The organism is Shinella sp. HZN7 (assembly GCF_001652565.1).
GTDB classification, from domain to species: Bacteria; Pseudomonadota; Alphaproteobacteria; order Rhizobiales; family Rhizobiaceae; genus Shinella; species Shinella granuli.
The window spans coordinates 3274487-3293647 of the sequence record NZ_CP015736.1; the positions used below are offsets into that span (position 1 = coordinate 3274487).

The 19161-nt window shown below is 64.9% G+C and carries 15 protein-coding genes and 1 pseudogene; 11 read left to right on the forward strand and 5 right to left on the reverse strand.

Annotated features, from left to right (window positions below; genetic code table 11):
* Both shn_RS15805 and shn_RS15810 read right to left on the reverse strand, forming a co-directional pair.
* Window positions 1–1593: a DHA2 family efflux MFS transporter permease subunit gene (locus shn_RS15805; protein ID WP_064331253.1), complete on the reverse strand. Its 1593-nt coding sequence runs from the start codon at window positions 1591–1593 to the stop codon at window positions 1–3.
* A 26-nt stretch (window positions 1594–1619) separates the two neighbouring features.
* Entirely contained in the window at window positions 1620–2822 is a 1203-nt protein-coding gene (locus tag shn_RS15810) for an HlyD family secretion protein (RefSeq protein WP_064331254.1), read from the reverse strand.
* 145 nt (window positions 2823–2967) lie between these two features.
* Between shn_RS15810 and shn_RS15815 the strand changes: the two genes are divergently transcribed.
* The 5 genes and pseudogenes from shn_RS15815 to lysS all read left to right on the forward strand — a co-directional run bounded on the left by shn_RS15815 (window position 2968) and on the right by lysS (window position 9836).
* Entirely contained in the window at window positions 2968–3627 is a 660-nt protein-coding gene (locus shn_RS15815; RefSeq protein WP_064331255.1) for a TetR/AcrR family transcriptional regulator, read from the forward strand.
* A gap of 134 nt (window positions 3628–3761) precedes the next feature.
* Window positions 3762–4510, forward strand: a pseudogene (locus tag shn_RS15820) (TerC family protein).
* Window positions 4511–4911: 401 nt separating this feature from the next.
* Window positions 4912–6684: an SLC13 family permease gene (locus shn_RS15825; RefSeq protein ID WP_064331256.1), complete on the forward strand. Its 1773-nt coding sequence runs from the start codon at window positions 4912–4914 to the stop codon at window positions 6682–6684.
* Window positions 6685–6860: 176 nt separating this feature from the next.
* Window positions 6861–8330, forward strand: coding sequence for a glutamate--tRNA ligase (gene gltX, locus shn_RS15830; RefSeq protein ID WP_064331257.1), 1470 nt, complete (start codon window positions 6861–6863; stop codon window positions 8328–8330).
* A gap of 12 nt (window positions 8331–8342) precedes the next feature.
* On the forward strand, window positions 8343–9836 hold the full coding sequence (lysS, locus tag shn_RS15835) for a lysine--tRNA ligase (RefSeq protein WP_064331258.1): 1494 nt from the start codon (window positions 8343–8345) through the stop codon (window positions 9834–9836).
* A gap of 209 nt (window positions 9837–10045) precedes the next feature.
* Here lysS and shn_RS15840 read toward each other — a convergent pair whose 3' ends face one another.
* Window positions 10046–10687, reverse strand: coding sequence for a hypothetical protein (locus shn_RS15840; RefSeq protein ID WP_133033589.1), 642 nt, complete (start codon window positions 10685–10687; stop codon window positions 10046–10048).
* 238 nt (window positions 10688–10925) lie between these two features.
* Here shn_RS15840 and shn_RS15845 point away from each other — a divergent pair, with 238 nt between their 5' ends.
* The 6 genes from shn_RS15845 to shn_RS15870 all read left to right on the forward strand — a co-directional run bounded on the left by shn_RS15845 (window position 10926) and on the right by shn_RS15870 (window position 16750).
* On the forward strand, window positions 10926–11816 hold the full coding sequence (locus tag shn_RS15845) for a metal ABC transporter substrate-binding protein (RefSeq protein WP_064331260.1): 891 nt from the start codon (window positions 10926–10928) through the stop codon (window positions 11814–11816).
* Window positions 11813–12682, forward strand: coding sequence for a manganese/iron ABC transporter ATP-binding protein (locus tag shn_RS15850; RefSeq protein WP_064331261.1), 870 nt, complete (start codon window positions 11813–11815; stop codon window positions 12680–12682). The genes shn_RS15845 and shn_RS15850 overlap by 4 nt, the downstream gene beginning before the upstream one ends.
* Window positions 12679–13551 (forward strand): metal ABC transporter permease, encoded by an 873-nt coding sequence (locus shn_RS15855; RefSeq protein WP_064331262.1) that lies wholly within the window; start codon window positions 12679–12681, stop codon window positions 13549–13551. Before shn_RS15850 ends, shn_RS15855 begins: the two co-directional genes overlap by 4 nt.
* Complete coding sequence (locus tag shn_RS15860) at window positions 13548–14402, forward strand: metal ABC transporter permease (RefSeq protein ID WP_064331263.1); 855 nt, start codon at window positions 13548–13550, stop codon at window positions 14400–14402. Before shn_RS15855 ends, shn_RS15860 begins: the two co-directional genes overlap by 4 nt.
* A 121-nt stretch (window positions 14403–14523) precedes the next feature.
* On the forward strand, window positions 14524–15759 hold the full coding sequence (locus shn_RS15865) for an FAD-binding oxidoreductase (protein WP_064331264.1): 1236 nt from the start codon (window positions 14524–14526) through the stop codon (window positions 15757–15759).
* Between the two features lie 40 nt (window positions 15760–15799).
* A complete protein-coding gene (locus shn_RS15870; protein ID WP_064331265.1) occupies window positions 15800–16750 on the forward strand; it encodes a nucleoside hydrolase in 951 nt (316 codons plus the stop codon).
* A gap of 202 nt (window positions 16751–16952) precedes the next feature.
* Here the strand turns inward: shn_RS15870 and ung are convergent, their stop codons facing one another.
* The gene (gene ung, locus shn_RS15875; protein ID WP_064331266.1) at window positions 16953–17648 is read right to left on the reverse strand and encodes a uracil-DNA glycosylase; all 696 of its coding nucleotides are present in this window, start codon (window positions 17646–17648) and stop codon (window positions 16953–16955) included.
* 85 nt (window positions 17649–17733) lie between these two features.
* The gene (locus tag shn_RS15880) at window positions 17734–18906 is read right to left on the reverse strand and encodes a dihydrodipicolinate synthase family protein (protein WP_064331267.1); all 1173 of its coding nucleotides are present in this window, start codon (window positions 18904–18906) and stop codon (window positions 17734–17736) included.
* Window positions 18907–19161 lie beyond the last annotated feature (255 nt).

The window sequence follows — 19161 nt, forward strand, 5'->3', positions numbered from 1 at the left end:
TCAATGCCCGCCGCCGCCCCGCACCGCACCCTGCGGCTTGCGGATCGCCAGCACGCAGACGATGAGCGTCGCGAAAAGGCCGGTGAGCAGCACGAAGACATCGATGAAGGACAGGATATAGGCCTGCTGCTGCACCATGCCGGCCATCTGCTTGATGGCAATGGTAGGCCCGTCGAGGCCATGGGCGCTGTAATTGGCGGCCATGCTGTTCATGCGCTCGACGGCCTCGGGATTGCCCCACTGCACATGCTCGGAAAGGCGCAGGTAGTGTTCCTGCGAGCGCTGGGTGAGGATCGTGTTGATGACCGCCAGCCCCACGGCGCCGCCGAGATTGCGCGTCAGGTTGAAGAGGCCGGAGGCGTTGCGGATGCGGTCGGGCGACAGCGTGCCGAGCGCCACGTTGTTGATCGGCACCATGCAGATCATCAGCGAGACGCCGCGCAGGATCTGCGGCACGAGCAGTTCGTAGAAATCCCAGTCGGCGGTAAGCTGCGTCATCGACCAGGTGCCGAGCGCAAAACCGCCGAAGCCCATCATCATCATGACGCGCGGATCGAGCCGCGACGACATCATGCCGGCAATCGGCGCCGTGCAGAACATGGCAAGGCCGGAGATGAACAGCGTCTCGCCGATCATCAGCGAATCGTAGCCGCGGATGCGCGCCAGATAGAGCGGGTAGAGATAGGTGAGGCCGTAGAGGCCGATGCCCATGGTGAAGGAGAAGATCGAGCCGAAGGCGAAGTTGCGGTTCGCGAAGGCGCGCAGGTCCACCACCGGAAACGGCACCTTGAAGGCCCGCCAGAAGAAGACCACGGCGCCGACCACGACGGCGACGGATCCCATGACGATATGCTCGTCGCTGAACCAGTCCTTGTTGTTGCCCTCTTCCAGCACATATTCGAGCGAGCCGAGGAACACCGCCATGGAGATGAGGCCCCACCAGTCGAAGCGCTTCATCAGGCTGAATTCCGGCTTGTCGAAGTCGATGAGGTTCCAGGTCAGCACCGTGACGATGATGCCCGGGATGATGTTGACGAGGAAGAGCCAGTGCCAGGAGAAGGCGTGGCTGAGATAACCGCCGACCGTCGGGCCGATGGTCGGGGCAAGCGTGGCGACGAGGCCGATCATCGGCGAGACGACGGACCGCTTGGAGGGCGGGAAGATGGTGAAGGCGGCCGCGAAGACCGAGGGGATCATGCCGCCGCCGATGAAGCCCTGGATGGCGCGGTAGACAATCATCTGGTCGATGTTCGTGGCGGTCGCGGCAAGCGCACTCGCCACGGTGAAACCGGCGGCCGAGAAGGCGAAGAGCACGCGCGTCGAGACGATGCGCGCCAGCGTGCCCGACAGCGGGATCATGATGACCTCGGCGATGAGATAGGAGGTCTGCACCCAGGCGATCTCGTCGGCGCCCGCGCCAAGGCCGGCCTGGATCTCCGAGAGCGAGGCGGAGACGATCTGGATGTCGAGGATCGACATGAACATGCCGAAGACCATCGCGAAGAACGCGACGACGCGGCGGACGGGAACCTTGTCGGCCTGCGCGGGCGCCGCCGTCAGGGCGCCTGCTGCCGGTTGAGCGGTCGCGGCCATCGCCCGCGCTCCTTTGCTTAAGGTCTCTACTCGGCCTTGGCAGCCACCGCCGTGCCCTGGGGCGCCGTGCGGCTGTCGACATCGACGACGACACTGAGGCCGGCGCGCAGCTTGCCGGTATCCAGCGCGTCCCGCGGGATGGCGATGCGGACCGGCACGCGCTGCGTGACCTTGGTGAAGTTGCCGGTGGCGTTCTCCGCCGGCAGCAGCGAGAAGACCGAGCCGGAGGCCGGCGCGATCGAATCCACGATGCCGACGATGTCGTCATCCTCGAAGGCATCGACATGCAGATGCACCTTCGAGCCCGGCACCAGATGGGCGATCTGCGTTTCCTTGAAGTTCGCCTCGACATAGAGGTCCTTCACCGGAACGAGGGCGGCAAGACGCTGGCCGGCCGAGACGAGGTCGCCGACCTGCACGGAAATATTGCCGACGACGCCGTCATAGGGCGCCTTCAGCACGGTGAAGCCGAGGTCGCGCTCGGCCTTGTCGCGGGCAAGCTCCAGCGTGCGGATCTGGCTTTCGGCCTCCGCGCGTTGCGCCTCGAGCACCGTGATGGCCGCCCTGGCGGCAACGATATTGGCATCCGCGCCGACGAGATTGGCCTTGGCCTGGTCCAGCGCCACGGTGGCGCTGTCGAGCGAGGCGGTGGTGCCGACGGCCTTGGCATTCAGCTCCTTGGCGCGCTTTTCAGCGACCTCCGCACCGCTGAGGGCGGCCTGGTAGGCCGTCTTCTGGGCATCGGCCTGGGCAAGGCTCGCCCTGGCGCCTTCGATCTGCGCATCGATGCGGCCGAGCGAAAGCTTCTGCGTCGCGATCTGCGCCTCGGCCTGCTCGCGGGCGAGCCGGTAGTCGCCGTCATCGAGCGTGACGAGCGGATCGCCGGCCTTCACCGTCTGGTTGGCGACGGCGTTGACCATGGCCACATAGCCGGAAACCTTGGGGGAGATGGAGGCGATGTCGCCCTCGATATAGGCGTCGTCCGTCGAGATCATGAAGCGGCCGTTCGTCCACCATTCGTGGCCGTACCACCCGCCTGCGGCGATGAGGGCAACGGCGAGGATCGGCAGCACAAGGCGCCGGCCACCCTTCTTCGGCTCTGCCGGCTGGGCAACGGCGGCGGGTGCCGTCTCTGCGGTGGTCGCCGGCCGCGCCTCGGCGGTCTCGGCCTCGAAATCATCGTTGACCGGACGAACCTTCGCCGTGCCGGCGCCATGGGAAGTCGACATGGATTTGCCACCATCTCTGGGATAGATTTCCGAACTGAACCGTTCGGTTCGATTTGACATAGACTCCTTTCTCGCGCATATCAAGTGGAAATCGAACCGAACGGTTCGAAATGGTTGACGCCAGGTCTCGAACACGGGAACGGAGATGCAGACGACGGAAGAAAAATCGCGCACCCCGCAAACGGGCCGCCGCATTGCCGGCGAGGACCCTGCCAAGCGCGAGCAGATTCTCGATGGCGCGAAACGCGTGTTCATGGAAGAGGGCTTCGAAGCCGCCAGCATGAACGACATCACGCGCGCGGCCGGCGTCTCCAAGGGCACGATCTACGTCTATTTCGAGAACAAGGAAGACCTGTTCGGCTCGATGATCGAGCGCGAGCGCCGGCGGATCACCGAAACGGTGCGCCATGTGCTCGACGGCAGGCGGCCGATCGCCGAAACGCTGATGGAATTCGGCCTGCTCTTCGCCACGCACATGACGGCGGACCAGACGATCCGCGCCATGCGCATGGTGATCGCCGCCAACCATCGCCTGCCGAAACTCTGTAGCCGCTTCTTCTCCGCAACGCCGATCAACCCGGTCTCGGTGCTGCAGGAATATCTCGACCGACAGGTAGCGGCCGGCACCATCGTTTCGGACGACACGACCCAGACGGCCAAGCAGTTCATCGAACTCACCACGGTCGGCCTTTTCAAGCCCCGCATCTTCGGCGCGATGGAAGAGGTGCCGCAGAAGGCCGTGATCGAACAGAACGTCGCCTCGGCCATAAGGGTCTTTCTCGCAGCTTATGGCGCAAAGCCCTGAAGACGCGGGCGGCGGTCATCAGATGACGAAATCGTGATATCCGCCCGAACGGCAGGCGGTCAGCTTGTCAGCAGTCAAATTCCGCATAAATACGAAGGTCCATTCTCAACCCGTATCTTGGAGAGGAAGACCGGATGGACAGCATTCTTGCGCTCATGCAAGACCCGGCCGCGTGGGTAGCCCTCGTCACGCTCGTCGTGATGGAGGTCGTTCTCGGCATCGACAACCTTATCTTCATCTCGATCCTGACGAACAAGCTGCCCCCGAGCATCGCGAAAGGGCCCGCCGTATCGGCATCGGCCTCGCGCTCATCATGCGCCTTGCGCTGCTCGGCACCATTGCCTGGATCGTCCAGCTCACCACTCCGGTCTTCGAGGCCTTCGGCCATGGCTTCTCCTGGAAGGACATGATCCTGATCGCCGGCGGCCTATTCCTCGTCTGGAAGGCGACGAAGGAAATCCACCACAATGTCGACCCCATCGACCACAAGGAAGACATGATGGGCGGCGCGGCCTCGACGACCTTCACGGCGGCGATCGGCCAGATCCTGCTGCTCGACCTCGTCTTCTCCATCGACAGCATCATCACCGCCGTCGGCATGACGCCGCACTTGCCGATCATGGTTGTCGCCGTCCTCGTCGCCGTCACGGTCATGCTGCTTGCGGCCACGCCGCTCGCCAATTTCATCGAGAAGAACCCGACGATCGTCATGCTGGCGCTCGCCTTCCTCCTGATGATCGGCACGACACTGATCGCCGAAGGCATGGGCTTCCATGTGCCGAAGGGCTACGTCTACGCTGCGATGGCCTTCTCGGCCCTTGTCGAGGTGCTCAACATGTTCTCTCGCCGGGCGCGGCAAAGGAGCAGGGCCTCGGGCCACTAGAGCAATTCCAACAAAAAGTGCGAAGCGGTTTTGCGCCCGGAATTGCTTAAAAACAAACAGACAGAGCGTTTTCGCGATTCGAAGAAAAGCGGGAATGTTCCTGGCACGAAGAAACCGGCGGGACCTTCATCCCGCCGGTTCCCGTTTGGAAAGGTGCTGAAGACGGACCGGACAGGTGGGGAGCTCGACTGCCGTTTCGTTGGCCACGGGAAGAAACCGGAAAAACGCCCGTGTTCTCCATCCCCGTCGCGTCCGGTTGACACGGTCCGCCTTCTCTTGGCAAACCGCCCGGCAAATGGATTGTTCCGCAAAAGTTTGTGACCGGCTTGCGCGTCTTGCAGGAACCGGAAAGGCCCGTACGGAATTCATGTCGAGCATCGTCCCGCCGCACGGACCGGAATATGACCCTTGAGCAGACCTTCGCCTTCGTCGTCATCACGCTCATGATGGCGGCGTTCATCTGGGGACGGTTTCGCTACGACCTCGTTGCCTGTTGCTCGCTGCTCCTGGCGCTCGCGCTCGGCATCGTGCCCTTCGACAGGGCCTTTTCCGGTTTCAGCGACGACATCGTCATCATCGTCGGCAGCGCATTGATGGTCAGCGCGGCCGTCGCCCGCTCCGGCATCGTCAATCTCGCGGTCAAGCGCTTCTTCCCGAACCTCACCTCCGGCCGCGCGCAGCTCGCGCTGCTGCTCGTCTCCGTCGCGGTGCTCTCGGCGTTCATCAAGAACATCGGCGCGCTCGCCATCATGATGCCGCTCGCCTTCCAGTTCGCCCGGAAATCCGGCACGCCCGCCTCGAAATTCCTGATGCCCATGGCCTTCGCCGCGCTGCTCGGCGGCCTGATGACGCAGATCGGCACCTCGCCGAACATCGTCGTCTCGCGGCTGCGCCAGGAGATCACCGGTGAGAGCTTCACCATGTTCGACTTCACGCCCGTCGGCGCCACGCTGGCGGTTTGCGGCATCCTCTTCATGCTGTTCTTCAACCGCATCGTGCCGGAACGCACGAACAGCAATGCCAGCATCGAGGAATCGCTGGAGGCGGCCGCCTATTCCTCCGACGCGACGGTGGAGGAAGGCTCACCCTCCGTCGGCAGGTTGCTGAACGACGTGCTGAAGCACGGCGACGGCGAGGTGATCGCCACCGCCATCATCCGCGGCCATGTCCATCTCTCCCCGCTGCCCGATGTGCGCCTTGCCGCGGGCGACACGATCCTGATGGAGGGCACGGCAAGAGCGCTCGACAAGGTCGTCTCCGCCGCCGGCCTCATGCTGTCCGGCAAGCCGATCCGCGCCGGGCGCGGCGAGGAAGGCGAGATCAGCGCCATCGAGGCCGTCGTCGGCAACGATTCCCGGCTCATCGACATTTCGGCGCGCAGCATCGCACTGTTTCATTCCTACGGAATCAACCTGCTCGCCGTCAGCCGGCAGGGCGAACGGCTGCGGGAAAAGCTCTCCGCGGTGCGGCTGCGCCCCGGCGACATGGTCGTGCTGCAGGGCAACAATCGCACCCTGCCGACGCTCCTGCCGGAACTTGGCCTGCTTCCCCTCGCCCAGCGCGAGATCCTGCTCGGCGCGCCCCGCCGGGCGATCATCCCCGTGCTGGTGCTGATCGCCGCCATGGCCTCCACCGCCATCGGCCTCGTGCCGGTGGCGACCGGCTTCTTCGCCGCCGCCGTCGCCATGGTGCTCTTGCGCGCCGTGCCGCTGCGCGAGGCCTATGCCGCGCTCGACGGGCCGATCCTCATCATGCTCGCCTGCCTCATCCCCGTCTCCGACAGCCTGCGCACGACGGGCGCCAGCGAGCTCATCGCCGGCTGGCTGGGCGATGTCGCCGTGCACCTGCCGCCCTTCGGCGCCCTCGCCCTCATCCTTTTGACCGCCATGGCCGTCACGCCCTTCCTCAACAATGCCGCGACGGTGCTGGTCATGGCGCCGATCGCCGCAAGTTTCGCCGGCGCGCTCGGCTATCGGCCGGAGGCCTTCCTGATGGCGGTGGCGATCGGTGCGGGCTGCGATTTCCTCACCCCCGTCGGCCACCAGTGCAACACGCTGGTCATGGGGCCGGGGGGCTACAAATTCGCCGATTATCCGCGGGTCGGCCTGCCCCTGTCCTTCCTCATCGTTCTCGTCAGCGTACCGGCCTTGCTCTACGTCTGGCCGGTGCAATAGGCGCGGCTGACTTTTTCTTGACGCGCCGGGCTGAATATGGTCTCACGCAGCCCAACGGAAAGCCTTTCCCCGCCGCCTGTCCGGCGCAAAACCGGGCTCTCCCTCCCTAAAGTGACGCCTTCGCCGCCGGAACCGCCGGCCCGGGGGCGTAGAACCATGTCAAGACGGGCCAAACCATGAGCACTTCCGCAACCGCCTCCGGCGTTCGCGTCCGCATCGCACCCTCCCCGACCGGCGAGCCGCATGTCGGCACCGCCTATATCGCGCTGTTCAACTATCTCTTCGCCAAGAAGAACAACGGCACCTTCATCCTGCGCATCGAGGATACGGACGCCACGCGCTCGACGCCGGAATTCGAGCAGAAGGTGCTGGACGCACTGAAATGGTGCGGCCTCGAATGGTCGGAAGGCCCCGACATCGGCGGCCCCTACGGCCCCTATCGCCAGTCCGATCGCAAGGACATCTACCATCCCTTCGTCGACAAGATCGTCGAGAACGGCCACGGCTTCAAGTGTTTCTGCACGCCCGAGCGGCTGGCGGAGATGCGCGAGGCGCAGCGCGCCGCCGGCAAGCCGCCGAAATATGACGGCCTGTGTCTCCATCTCTCTGCCGAGGAAGTGAAGACGCGCGTCGAGGCGGGCGAGCCGCATGTCGTGCGCATGAAGATCCCGACCGAAGGCTCCTGCAAGTTCGTCGACGGCGTTTACGGCCCGGTCGAAATCCCGTGGGATGCCGTCGACATGCAGGTCCTGCTCAAGGCCGACGGCATGCCGACCTACCATATGGCGAACGTCGTCGATGACCACCTGATGAAGATCACGCATGTCGCGCGCGGCGAGGAATGGCTCGCTTCGGTGCCGAAGCACATCCTCATCTACCAGTATCTCGGCCTCGAGCCGCCGGTCTTCATGCACCTGTCGCTGATGCGCAACCACGACAAGTCGAAGCTCTCGAAACGCAAGAACCCGACCTCGATCTCCTATTATTCCGCGCTCGGTTACCTGCCGGAAGCGCTGATGAACTTCCTCGGCCTGTTCTTCATCCAGATCGCCGAGGGCGAGGAACTGCTGACCATGGATCAGCTCGCCGAAAAGTTCGATCCGGAGAACCTGTCCAAGGCCGGCGCGATCTTCGACATCCAGAAGCTCGACTGGCTGAACGGCCGCTGGCTGCGCGAGCAGCTTTCAGAAGAGGAATTCGTCCAGCGCGTGCTTTCCTGGGCGATGGAGAACGACCGCGTCCGCCAGGGGCTGAAGCTCTCGCAGTCGCGCATTTCCAAGCTCGGCGAACTGCCGGACCTTGCCGGCTTCCTGCTGAAATCCGACCTCGGCCTGACGCCGGAGGCCTTCGCCAAGGTGAAATCCACGCCGGAAGAAATCCTCGAAGTCCTCAATCAGGTCCAGCCCGATCTCGAAAAGATGCCGGAATGGACCGTGGAGAGCATCGAGGCGGAATTGCGCGCCAGCGCCGACAAACTCGGCAAGAAGCTGAAGGTCGTCGTCGCCCCGCTCTTCGTCGCCGTTTCCGGCTCGTCGCGCTCGCTGCCGCTCTTCGATTCGATGGCCATCCTCGGCCGCTCCGTCGTGCGCCAGCGCCTCAAAGTGGCCGCGCAGGTGGTTGCCTCGATGGTCGGCAGTGGAAAGTAAGGAACAAGAAGAATGAACGAGAAGACAGAAACCGCCCTTTCCTCCGACCCGACGGAAGTCCGCCGCCAGAAGCTCGACCAGCTTCGCCAGACGATCGGCGACGTCTACCCGGCGCATTTCCACCGGACGATGACGAATGCCGAACTTGCGGAAAAATACGAGGACCTGGCGCCCGATACCGAGAGCGGCGACGTGGTGACGGTCGCCGGCCGCGTCTATTCCTCGCGCAATTCCGGCATGTTCATGGACATCCATGACGCCTCGGGAAAGATCCAGATCTTTTCGCACAAGGACACGACGCCCGAAGAAGCCCGCGCGCTGCTGCCGATGATCGATCTCGGCGACATCATCGGCGTGACGGGCGTCGTGCGCCGCACCAAGCGCGGCGAGCTGACGATCAACGCACAGCAGATCGTCATGCTGACGAAGACCCTGCTGCCGATGCCGGAAAAGTGGCATGGCGTGGCGGACATCGAGATCCGCTACCGCAAGCGCCACCTCGACATCATGACCAACGAGGAATCCAAGCTCCGCTTCCAGCAGCGCTCGAAGATCGTCTCCGGCATCCGCCGCTTCATGGAGAACGACGGCTTCATGGAAGTGGAGACGCCCATGCTGCATTCCGTCTATGGCGGCGCGACGGCCGAGCCCTTCAAGACGCACCACAACACGCTGAAGCTCGACATGTACCTGCGCATCGCGCCGGAACTGTTCCTGAAGCGCACGCTGGTTTCGGGCTTGACCGACAAGGTGTTCGAGATCAACCGCAACTTCCGCAATGAGGGCGTGTCCACCCGGCACAATCCCGAATTCACCATGATGGAGTGCTACTGGGCTTATGCCGACTACGAGGACATCATGGACCTCGTGGAACGCCTCTTCGCGGAGCTCGCGGTCAAGATCCACGGCTCGACCGAATTTTCCTACGGCGACAAGCAACTCTCCTTCAAGGGCCCGTTCAAGCGCGTGCCGATGCCCGACGCCGTGAAGGAAGCGACCGGCATCGACTTCCTCGCGATCAAGACGGACGAGGAAGCGCGCGCCGCTGCCAGGGCCGCCGGCTTCGAAGTCGAGAAGGACTGGACCTGGGGCGAATGCCTCGCCTTCGTCTTCGAGGAGAAGGTCGAGCCGACGCTGATCCAGCCCTCGCACGTCACGCACTTCCCGAAGGACATCTCGCCCTTCGCCAAGGAAGTGCCGGGGGAACCGCGCCTCGTCGAGCGTTTCGAGACCTATTGCAACACCTGGGAACTCGGCAACGCCTTCTCCGAGCTGAACGATCCGGAAGAACAGCGCGCCCGCATGGTCGAGCAGCTCGAACAGGCCCATGCCCGCGGCGAGAAGGACAAGCAGCTCGACGACGAATTCCTGGATGCCATCGACCAGGGCATGCCGCCCGCTGGCGGCCTCGGCATCGGTGTCGACCGCCTGATCATGCTGCTCACCAACGCCTCGTCGATCCGCGACGTCATCCTCTTCCCGGCCCGCCGGGCAAAGGCGGACTGAGAGCTGAGGCGGCTGATGCCGGCCACCTCTTGTCTGATTTCGTTCTTGGCTCTTGCCCCTCACCCTAACACTCTCCCCGCAAGCGGGGAGAGGGGACATGCCCCACGAACGGATATTGGTTGAGGAAACGAGCGCGTCCTATCCCCTTCTCCCCGTTTACGGGGAGAAGGTCGCGGCAGCGGGATGAGGGGCATTGCCTCCTCTACCCGTCAATGCTCGCTGGCGGCGACCTCGTGCGACCCGTCTTCGGCTGACGCTTCGCCGTGGCCACCTTCGGCCTTCGCCTCGCGATGGCCACCCGCTTCCTCGACCGCATGCGGATCGATACAATCCGCCCGCTCCTTCATCGCGGTCACGATGGTCTTGATCTCGTCCAGCGAAAGCTCCTTGCGCTCGCCGTAGAATTCGCCGTTGCCCGCCGGCTGGCCGGTCGTGTAGCGCGCGACGAACGGTGCCGCCATTCCGGGGATGGCTGACGGGTTGCGTGCGAAAAGCACCTCGGCGCCGATGGCGCGGCCGCGCATGTCGGCCCGGTTCACGGGCCCGGCGGCATCGAGCAGGATGACCTGGTAGAGATCGGCCTCCTCGTGGTTGGATACGGCGCCGGCGACACGCAGCGCCGTCTTGATGCGCACATCCCCGTCCTTGGCGTCCGAGCGCACATATTTGCGCAACCATTGTTGGCCGTTGCGATCGAGGCGTACGGTGGACACCGTCGTACAGGCGGCACCCGACACCTGTTCCGCCGGTGGCCCGAGCAACGCATCGCGCCCGACGAAAATCGCGGCCGCCCCCGACGCCCCCGTCAGCACGACGACGCCGGTGACGATGATCAGAAGCTTCCGGGACAAGCGGAAAGAGGTCGGAAGGAACTTCACGGGCGGTGGACTTCTCTTGAAACGCAGGAACACGAACGCGCCGAGAGCACGCGAACTGCCCGCACTCTACAGGCCGGGCGTTTCGGAAGTTTTAAACCCGGGCGTCCGATTCCGGGACGTTTTTGCGAATGATTTGCAATTGCGTTGACAGGGGCGAAAACAGCCCTATAGTTTAATGCAACTCATTCGCAAAAGCAGATCAGGAGAGCCGATGCTCCGACGTTCGTTCCATACCCTTCTTCTCAGCCTGCCGCTTCTGATGGCAGGCCCTGCTCTTGCACAGGAAAAACCGAAGGTCGTCACGACCTTCACCATCATCGCCGACATCGCGGCGAATGTGGCGGGCGATGCCGCGGTCGTCGAATCCATCACCAAGCCGGGCGCGGAGATCCACAACTACCAGCCGACCCCGCGCGATATCCTGAAGGCGCAGGACGCCAAGCTGGTGCTGTGGAACGGGCTGAACCTCGAACTCTGGTTCGAGAAGTTCCTCGCCAATCTCGGCGACGTGCCGAACGTTACCGTCAGCGAGGGCATCGAGCCGATGAGCATCGTGCAAGGCCCCTATGAGGGCAAACCGAACCCGCATGCCTGGATGTCGCCGGCCAACGCGCTCATCTATGTCGAGAACATCCGCAAGGCGCTGGTCGCGCTCGACCCCGCCAATGCCGCGAACTATGACGCGAACGCCAAGGCCTACAGCGAGAAGATCACCGCACTCGGCGCCGAGATGAAGGCGAAGATCGATGCATTGCCCGAGGAAAAACGCTGGCTCGTCACCAGCGAGGGCGCCTTCAGCTACCTCACCCGCGATTTCGGCCTCAAGGAACTCTTCCTCTGGCCGATCAACGCCGACCAGCAAGGCACGCCCAAGCAGGTGAAGGCCGTGATCGACGCGGTGCGCGAACACAATATCCACGTCGTCTTCTCCGAAAGCACCGTTTCAGACGACCCGGCAAGGCAGGTGGCCGCGGAGACCGGCGCGGCCTATGGCGGCGTGCTCTATGTCGACTCGCTGAGCGAGGCGGACGGCCCCGTGCCGACCTATCTCGACCTCCTGCGCGTCACGTCGGAGACCATCGTGAAGGGTCTTTCACAATGATGATGGGCGGCAGGCCGAAGAAGGTGGACGGCATTCTCGCCGAGGACGTGACCGTCACCTACCGCAACGGCCACACGGCGCTGACGCATGCCAGCTTCTCCGTGCCGAAGGGCACGATCACCGCGCTCGTCGGCGTCAACGGCGCCGGCAAGTCCACGCTCTTCAAGGCGATCATGGGCTTCGTGCCGGTCGCCGCCGGCAAGGTGACCATCCTCGGCCTTTCCGTGCAGGAGGCGCTGAAGAAGAACCTCGTCGCCTATGTGCCGCAGGCCGAGGAGGTCGACTGGACCTTCCCCGTGCTCGTCGAGGACGTCGTCATGATGGGCCGCTACGGCCACATGAACTGGCTGCGCATTCCGACGAAGCACGACCACGAGATGGTCGAGCAAGCGCTGTCGCGGGTGAATATGAGCGACTTCCGCAAGCGCCAGATCGGCGAGCTCTCGGGCGGGCAGAGGAAGCGCGTCTTCCTCGCCCGCGCGCTCGCGCAGGAGGGCCAGGTGATCCTGCTCGACGAACCCTTCACCGGCGTCGACGTGAGGACGGAGGAGCAGATCGTCGACCTGCTCGGCAAGCTGCGCGACGAGGGCCGTGTCATGCTGGTCTCCACCCACAATCTCGGCAGCGTGCCGGACTTCTGCGACCGCACCGTCTTCGTGAAGGGCACCGTCATCGCCTCCGGCCCGACGGCCGAGACCTTCACCGAAGCCAATCTGGAGCGCGCCTTCGGCGGCGTGCTGCGCCACTTCATCCTCGGCGGCCACGACCTGCACGACGACGAGGACAAGCGCTCCGTCAAGGTCATCACCGACGACGAGCGCCCCTTCGTCATCTACGGCGAGCGCGACGCGGAGAAGACGCCGTGATCGACACGCTCCTCGAACCCTTCGGCTATGGCTACATGGTGAACGCCATGTGGGTGAGCGCGCTGGTCGGCTGCATCTGCGGCTTCCTGTCCGCCTATCTCATGCTGAAGGGCTGGTCGCTGATCGGCGATGCGCTCTCCCATTCCATCGTGCCCGGCGTTGCCGGCGCCTACATGCTGGGCCTGCCCTTCGCGGCCGGCGCCTTCCTCTCCGGCGGGCTTGCCGCCGCCGCGATGCTCTTCCTCAACCGGAAGACCAGATTGAAGGAAGACGCCATCATCGGCATGATCTTCTCCTCCTTCTTCGGCCTCGGCCTCTTCATGGTCTCGCTCGCCCCGACGCCGGTGAACATCCAGACCATCGTGCTCGGCAACATCCTCGCCGTCAGCCCGGAGGACACGATCCAGCTCGCCATCATCGGCGTCGTCACGCTCGTCATCCTGCTCCTGAAATGGAAGGACCTGATGGTCACCTTCTTCGATGAGAGCCACGCCCGCTCGATCGGCCTCAACCCGACGGGCCTGAAGATCCTGTTCTTCACGCTGCTCAGCGCCTCCACGGTCGCCGCCATGCAGACGGTCGGCGCCTTCCTCGTCATCGCCATGGTGGTAACGCCGGGTGCTACCGCCTATCTGCTGACGGACCGCTTCCAGCGGCTGATCACGATCGCCGCCGCGCTCGGCGCCGGCACCAGCCTCGTCGGCGCCTATATCTCCTATTTCCTGGATGGGGCGACGGGCGGCATCATCGTCGTTCTGCAGACGGCGATCTTCCTTACCGCCTTCCTCTTCGCCCCGAAACACGGCCTTCTTGCCGCGCGCCGCAGGGGTCGCCTCGCCCTCGAAGCCCTGGAGGCGAAGCTGCCATGAACGAGACACTCGAACTTGCGATCATGCCCTTCCAGCTCGCCTTCATGCAGAACGCCTTCCTGGTGACGCTGATGATATCGGTGCCGATGGCGCTGCTCTCCTGCTATCTCGTGCTGAAGGGCTGGTCGCTGATGGGCGACGCGGTCTCCCATGCTGTCCTGCCGGGCGTCGTCATCGCCTATGTCCTGGGCCTGCCCTTCGCCGCCGGCGCCTTCGTCGCGGGCCTGTTCTGTGCGCTTTCGGCCGGCTACCTCAAGGACAACAGCCGGGTGAAGGAGGATACGATCCTCGGCATCGTCTTTTCCGGCATGTTCGCGCTCGGCCTCGTTCTCTACGTGAAGATCCAGCCGGATATCCATCTCGACCACATCCTCTTCGGCGACATGCTCGGCATCGCCGCCGCCGATCTCGTGGAGACGGCCGCGATCGCCGCGGCCTCGACGGCCTTCATCCTCCTCTTCCGCAAGGACCTCCTGGTGCATGCCTTCGACCGGCAGCACGCCTCGGCCATCGGCCTGCCGGTGAAACTGCTGCATTACGGCCTGCTCGCCGTGCTGTCGCTCGTCGTGGTCGGCGCGCTGAAGGCGGTCGGCATCATCCTCGCCATCGCCATGCTGGTGGCGCCGGGCGCCATTGCCGCCCTCCTCACGCGGCGCTTCCCGAGCATGCTCATGGTCGCCGTCGCGGTCGCCCTCGGCGCCACCTTCTTCGGCATCTGGCTGAGCTTCCTCATCGACAGCGCCCCCGCCCCGACCATCGTGCTCCTGATGACCGTCCTCTTCGTGCTCGCCTTCCTGCGGCAGGTGCTGCAGAGCCGCAAACCGGCGCAGGAGGCCAGCGAGCGGGCCTGATCCGGCACGGCTGCCGCTCGGTCGACAGCCGCGCGCTTTCCGTCTATCGTCCGCCGCAACCTGCCGTTCCTGCTTCGCGAGGGACGGCGCAACGAACGAAAACAACACGCAACGGGACGGCATGGCGCATATCGGTATCGTCGGCGGCGGCCTCATGGGCTGCGCCACAGCGCTCAATCTCCTGGAACAGGGCCACAGCGTCACCATCCTGGAGCGGGACGCCGGCGGCCTGCCGGCCTCGGTCGGCAATGCGGGCATCCTGGCCGTGCCGGAAATCGATCCGCTCGCCCGGCTGGACATGCTGCTCTCCGTGCCGAAATGGCTGCTCGATCCGCTGGGGCCGCTGACCCTGCGCTGGCAGGATCTGCCGGCGCTCACCCCCTGGCTCATCCGCTTCCTCCTTTCGGCCCGCGCCGGCACGGCCGCAGAAAGCCGCAAAGCCCTGCTTTTCCTCATGAAGACGGCGGAGGCCGATCATGTGCGCCTCGGCGCGATGGCCGGCCTCTCCGGCCATATGCGCGACACTGGCGCGCTGACGGTCTTCGACAGCGCCGCGGCCCGCGACAAGGTGTTCGCGCACGAGGCGGAGAATGCCCGGCTGATCGGCTGCAACGTCGAGGCGCTGGACGTGGAAGAAGCCCGCCGCCGCGTGCCGGCCCTCTCGGGACCTTTTGCCGGCGCCATCTTCAACGACGGCTACAAGACCTTCGAATATCCGCTGACCTTCCTGCGCCGCCTGCAGGCGCTGCTGCGCGACCGCGCGGCACTGCTCGACGCCACCGTGTCGCGCGTCGCCCGGGCGGAGAGCGGGATCAGCGTGACGACGGAGGGCGGCCGGACCTTCACCTTCGATCGCCTTGCGATCACCGCGGGCGTCTGGTCGCGCCGCTTCGTCGCCGATCTCGGCCTGAAGGTGCTGCTTGAAACCGAGCGCGGCTACAACACCACCTTCATGAATCCGTCGACGACGCTCGAAATGCCGGTCTTCTTCTCCGAGCACGGCTTCGTGGCGACGCCCTTCGAGAATGCGCTGCGTATCGGCGGCGCGGTGGAGCTCGCCTCGCCCGACGCGCCCGCCAACTACAGGCGCGCCGCCGCCATGCGCAGGAAGATGCGCCGCTACGTGCCGGACCTTCCGGAAGAAGGCGGCACCGAATGGATGGGGCGGCGCCCCTCCACCCCGGATTCGCTGCCCGTCATCAGCCTGCATCCGGGCGATCCGCGCATCGCCTTTGCCTTCGGCCACGGCCATCTCGGCCTCACGCTTTCCGCAACGACCGGCCGCCATGTCGCCCAGCTTCTGGCCGGTGAGGGTGAAAGCACGCTTGCCCCCTTCTCCATCGCCCGTTTCCAGTAGGCGCGCGATCTCCATAACGACAAGAAGAAAGACACCCGTAATGCACAAGGTTATTTTCGACACGGATCCCGGCGTCGACGACGCGATGGCGCTGCTGTTCCTGCACAATCATCCCGAGATCGACCTCATCGGCATCACCACCGTCTTCGGCAATGCCGCCATCGAGACCACGACGCGCAACGCCCTGTTCCTGAAACGCGAATGGGGCATCGCGGCCCCCGTCGCCCGCGGCGAGGGCAAGACCTACAATCCGATGCGCAACCCGGTCGACTGGCCGGTGCTGATCCACGGCCATGACGGGCTCGGCAATATCGACGTGCCCGAGACGATCGACCTGCCGCTCGATCCGCGCCCGGCGCACCGCTTCATCATCGAGACCGTACGGGCCAATCCCGGCGAGGTGACGCTGATCGCCGTCGGCCGCATGTCGAACCTCGCCTATGCGCTGAAGGAAGACCCCGCTATCGCCGGCCTCGTCAGGCAGGTCATCATCATGGGCGGCGCCTTCGACGTGTCCGGCAACATCACGCCGGCCGCCGAAGCCAACATCCACGGCGACCCGGAAGCCGCCGACGCGGTGATGACGGCGCCGTGGAAGGTCGTGGTCGTCGGTCTCGACGTGACGATGAAGACGGTGATGACCCGCAAGCGCCTCGCCGAACTCACCGAGCGGAACGGCAAGCACCTGAAGCTGCTTTCCGACATCTCGCAATTCTACATCGACTTCTACGGCCAGCATGTGGAGGACGAGGGCATGGTGGTGCACGATAGCTGCGCCTGCATCTATCTCGTCGCCCCCGAACTCTTCACCACCCGCCCCGGCGCGATCCGCGTCGTCGCCGGCGGCATTGCCGATGGCCAGACGATCCAGAAGCCGGACGCCCGCACATTCCCGCCCGGCAACTGGGACGACCTGCCGAGCCAGCACGCCTGCATCGGCATCGATGCGGAAAAGGTGATGGCGCTGCTCGACGAGACGCTCGTCCGCTGAGGAGCCTGCCCCTCCCCCCTACCGGGACCTTCTCCCCGCAAGCGGGGAGAAGGAGGATGTGGCGATGCCGTACCCTATCAGCGATCACTCTGCCGCAGGCAGCGGGAGGGAGGAAGGCGGCGCGCCCATCGCTCCTCGCCCCGCTTGCGGGGAGAGGATGCCGGCAGGCAGGTGAGGGGCAACCCTCGCCCCAAGAGCCTGCTCAGCCCGGCGTGCCCGGCAATTGCCAGTCGATCGGCTTGCGGCCGTGCTTTTCGAGAAACGCGTTCGCCTTGGAAAACGGCCGCGAGCCGAAGAAGCCGTTATGGGCGGAAAGCGGCGAGGGATGGGCCGAGCGCAGCACGAGATGGCGGTCCCGATCGACGAAGGCCGCCTTCTTCTGCGCATAGGAGCCCCAGAGGATGAAGACGACGGGCTTTTCCTGCTCGTTGACGGCGCGGATGACCGCGTCGGTGAACCGCTCCCAGCCGCGGCCCTGGTGCGAGGCGGCGCGGCCCATCTCCACCGTCAGCACGCTGTTCAAAAGCAGGACGCCCTGCTTGGCCCAGTGCTCCAGGAAGCCATGACGGACCGGCGGGATGCCGAGATCGTCCTGCATTTCCTTGTAGATGTTGACCAGCGACGGCGGGATGCGCACGCCGGGCTGCACGGAAAAGCAGAGCCCGTGCGCCTGCCCCTCGCCGTGATAGGGATCCTGCCCGAGGATGACGACACGCACCTCCTCCAGAGGCGTCAGGTCGAGGGCGCGGAAATATTCCGAGCCTTTCGGGAAGATGCGCCGTCCCGCCTGCTTCTGCTCCAGGAGGAAGGCCTTGAGGTCGGCCATGTAGGGGCTGGAGAATTCCGCCGCCAGGGGCGCCTTCCAGCTTTCCCCGACCTTCACTTCGCCCGCTGCCATCGCCCGCTCCCGTGTCTTCCTTCGAGAAGACAGAGTTTAGCGCCTGACAGCGGCAAGAACCGGCGGCAAGGCCGGTCATCCACAGCTAATCTTGCCCGACGCCGAGCACCGTCATCAGGTTCTTCATGCGCGCAGCGGCGAGGTCCGGCCTGTCGAGCACGTTGGCCCGGTCGGCAAGGCGGAAGACGTCGGCATAGTGCAGGAGGCCGCGGGCCGACTGCATGCCGGCCGGCATGGTGAAATGGTCCTGGTGGCCGTTGAGCCAGGCGAGGAAGACGACGCCTGCCTTGTAATATTGCGTCGGCGCCTCGAAGATCTTGCGCGAGAGCGGCACCGTCGGCTCGATGACGGCCCGGAAGGTGGCGGCATCGCCGGTCGCGAGCGCCGCCAACGCCTTGGAAGCCTGCGGGGCCACCGCATCGAAGATGCCGAGCAGTGCATGGCTGTACCTCTGCCCGTCACCCTCGATCAGCTCGGCATAGTTGAAGTCGTCGCCCGTGAAGCAGAGCACGCCCTCCGGCAGCCGGTTGCGCAACGCCACCTCGCAGGCATTGTCGAGCAGCGAGATCTTGATGCCCTCGACCTTGCCGCGGTTCTCCGCGATGATCGACAGGACCGTCTCCAGCGCAGGCGCGAAATCCCTGGAGCCCCAGTAGCCCGCAAGCTGCGGGTCGAACATGTCGCCCAGCCAGTGCAGCACGACCCTGTCCTTCGCCTGGCCGAGGATGCGGCCATAGACCTTGCGGTAGTCGTCCGGCGAGGCCGCGAGGCGAGCGAGCGCCCGGCTCGCCATCATGATGGCCCGGCCACCGTGCTTCTCGACGAAACCGACCTGCTCCTCATAGGCCCGGATCACGTCGTCAAGCGAACGCGCATCGGCGGGGTCGAGATGGTCCGTGCCCGCGCCGCAGGCGAGATCGGCGCCCGGCACGGTCTTCGCCTCGGCCAGCGAGCGGCGGATCAGCTCCTGCGCGCCGGCCCAGTCGAGCCCCATGCCGCGCTGCGCCGTGTCCATCGCCTCGGCGATGCGGAAGCCGAGCGACCAGAGATGGTGCCGGAACGCCATCGTACGCTCCCAGTCGATGGCCGGCGCCTCCCAGGGCCGCGCGTCGTGACGCGGATCGGAAACCACATGGGCCGCCGCATAGGCGATGCGGCTGAAGACGGGCGCGGCGGTGGGGCGCTCAAGCGGCGTCCCGACAAGCTCGTAGCGGGCAAGGCCGCCATCCGGCTGCGGCAGGGTAAGGCTGATCGGCATGAAATCCTCCCGGGTTTTTCAGGGCAATAATTTAGATCGTTCCAAATTTCAAGGGAGATTTTTGCCGGATTGCGTTCGGCAACGACGCGTCGCCAGCCATGTCGAGAGACAGGAAAGCGCCTGCCCCGCCCTCTGTCGTCATTCTCGGCTTTGAGCCGAGAACCCATGAATCCGAGACCTTGCGGACGTAACATGAATGGTCGGGTCAAGCCCGACCATGACGAGTGGAGAGGATGGCGATACAATATGAGGGCA

Coding starts and splice junctions, on each gene's coding strand:
- shn_RS15860 (WP_064331263.1), top strand. CDS start 13,548: ATGAACGAGACACTCGAACTTGCGATCATGCCCTTCCAGCTCGCCTTC.
- shn_RS15865 (WP_064331264.1), top strand. CDS start 14,524: ATGGCGCATATCGGTATCGTCGGCGGCGGCCTCATGGGCTGCGCCACA.
- shn_RS15805 (WP_064331253.1), bottom strand. CDS start 1,593: ATGGCCGCGACCGCTCAACCGGCAGCAGGCGCCCTGACGGCGGCGCCC.
- ung (WP_064331266.1), bottom strand. CDS start 17,648: ATGGCAGCGGGCGAAGTGAAGGTCGGGGAAAGCTGGAAGGCGCCCCTG.
- shn_RS15825 (WP_064331256.1), top strand. CDS start 4,912: ATGACCCTTGAGCAGACCTTCGCCTTCGTCGTCATCACGCTCATGATG.
- shn_RS15810 (WP_064331254.1), bottom strand. CDS start 2,822: ATGTCGACTTCCCATGGCGCCGGCACGGCGAAGGTTCGTCCGGTCAAC.
- shn_RS15850 (WP_064331261.1), top strand. CDS start 11,813: ATGATGATGGGCGGCAGGCCGAAGAAGGTGGACGGCATTCTCGCCGAG.
- gltX (WP_064331257.1), top strand. CDS start 6,861: ATGAGCACTTCCGCAACCGCCTCCGGCGTTCGCGTCCGCATCGCACCC.
- shn_RS15815 (WP_064331255.1), top strand. CDS start 2,968: ATGCAGACGACGGAAGAAAAATCGCGCACCCCGCAAACGGGCCGCCGC.
- lysS (WP_064331258.1), top strand. CDS start 8,343: ATGAACGAGAAGACAGAAACCGCCCTTTCCTCCGACCCGACGGAAGTC.
- shn_RS15880 (WP_064331267.1), bottom strand. CDS start 18,906: ATGCCGATCAGCCTTACCCTGCCGCAGCCGGATGGCGGCCTTGCCCGC.
- shn_RS15845 (WP_064331260.1), top strand. CDS start 10,926: ATGCTCCGACGTTCGTTCCATACCCTTCTTCTCAGCCTGCCGCTTCTG.
- shn_RS15870 (WP_064331265.1), top strand. CDS start 15,800: ATGCACAAGGTTATTTTCGACACGGATCCCGGCGTCGACGACGCGATG.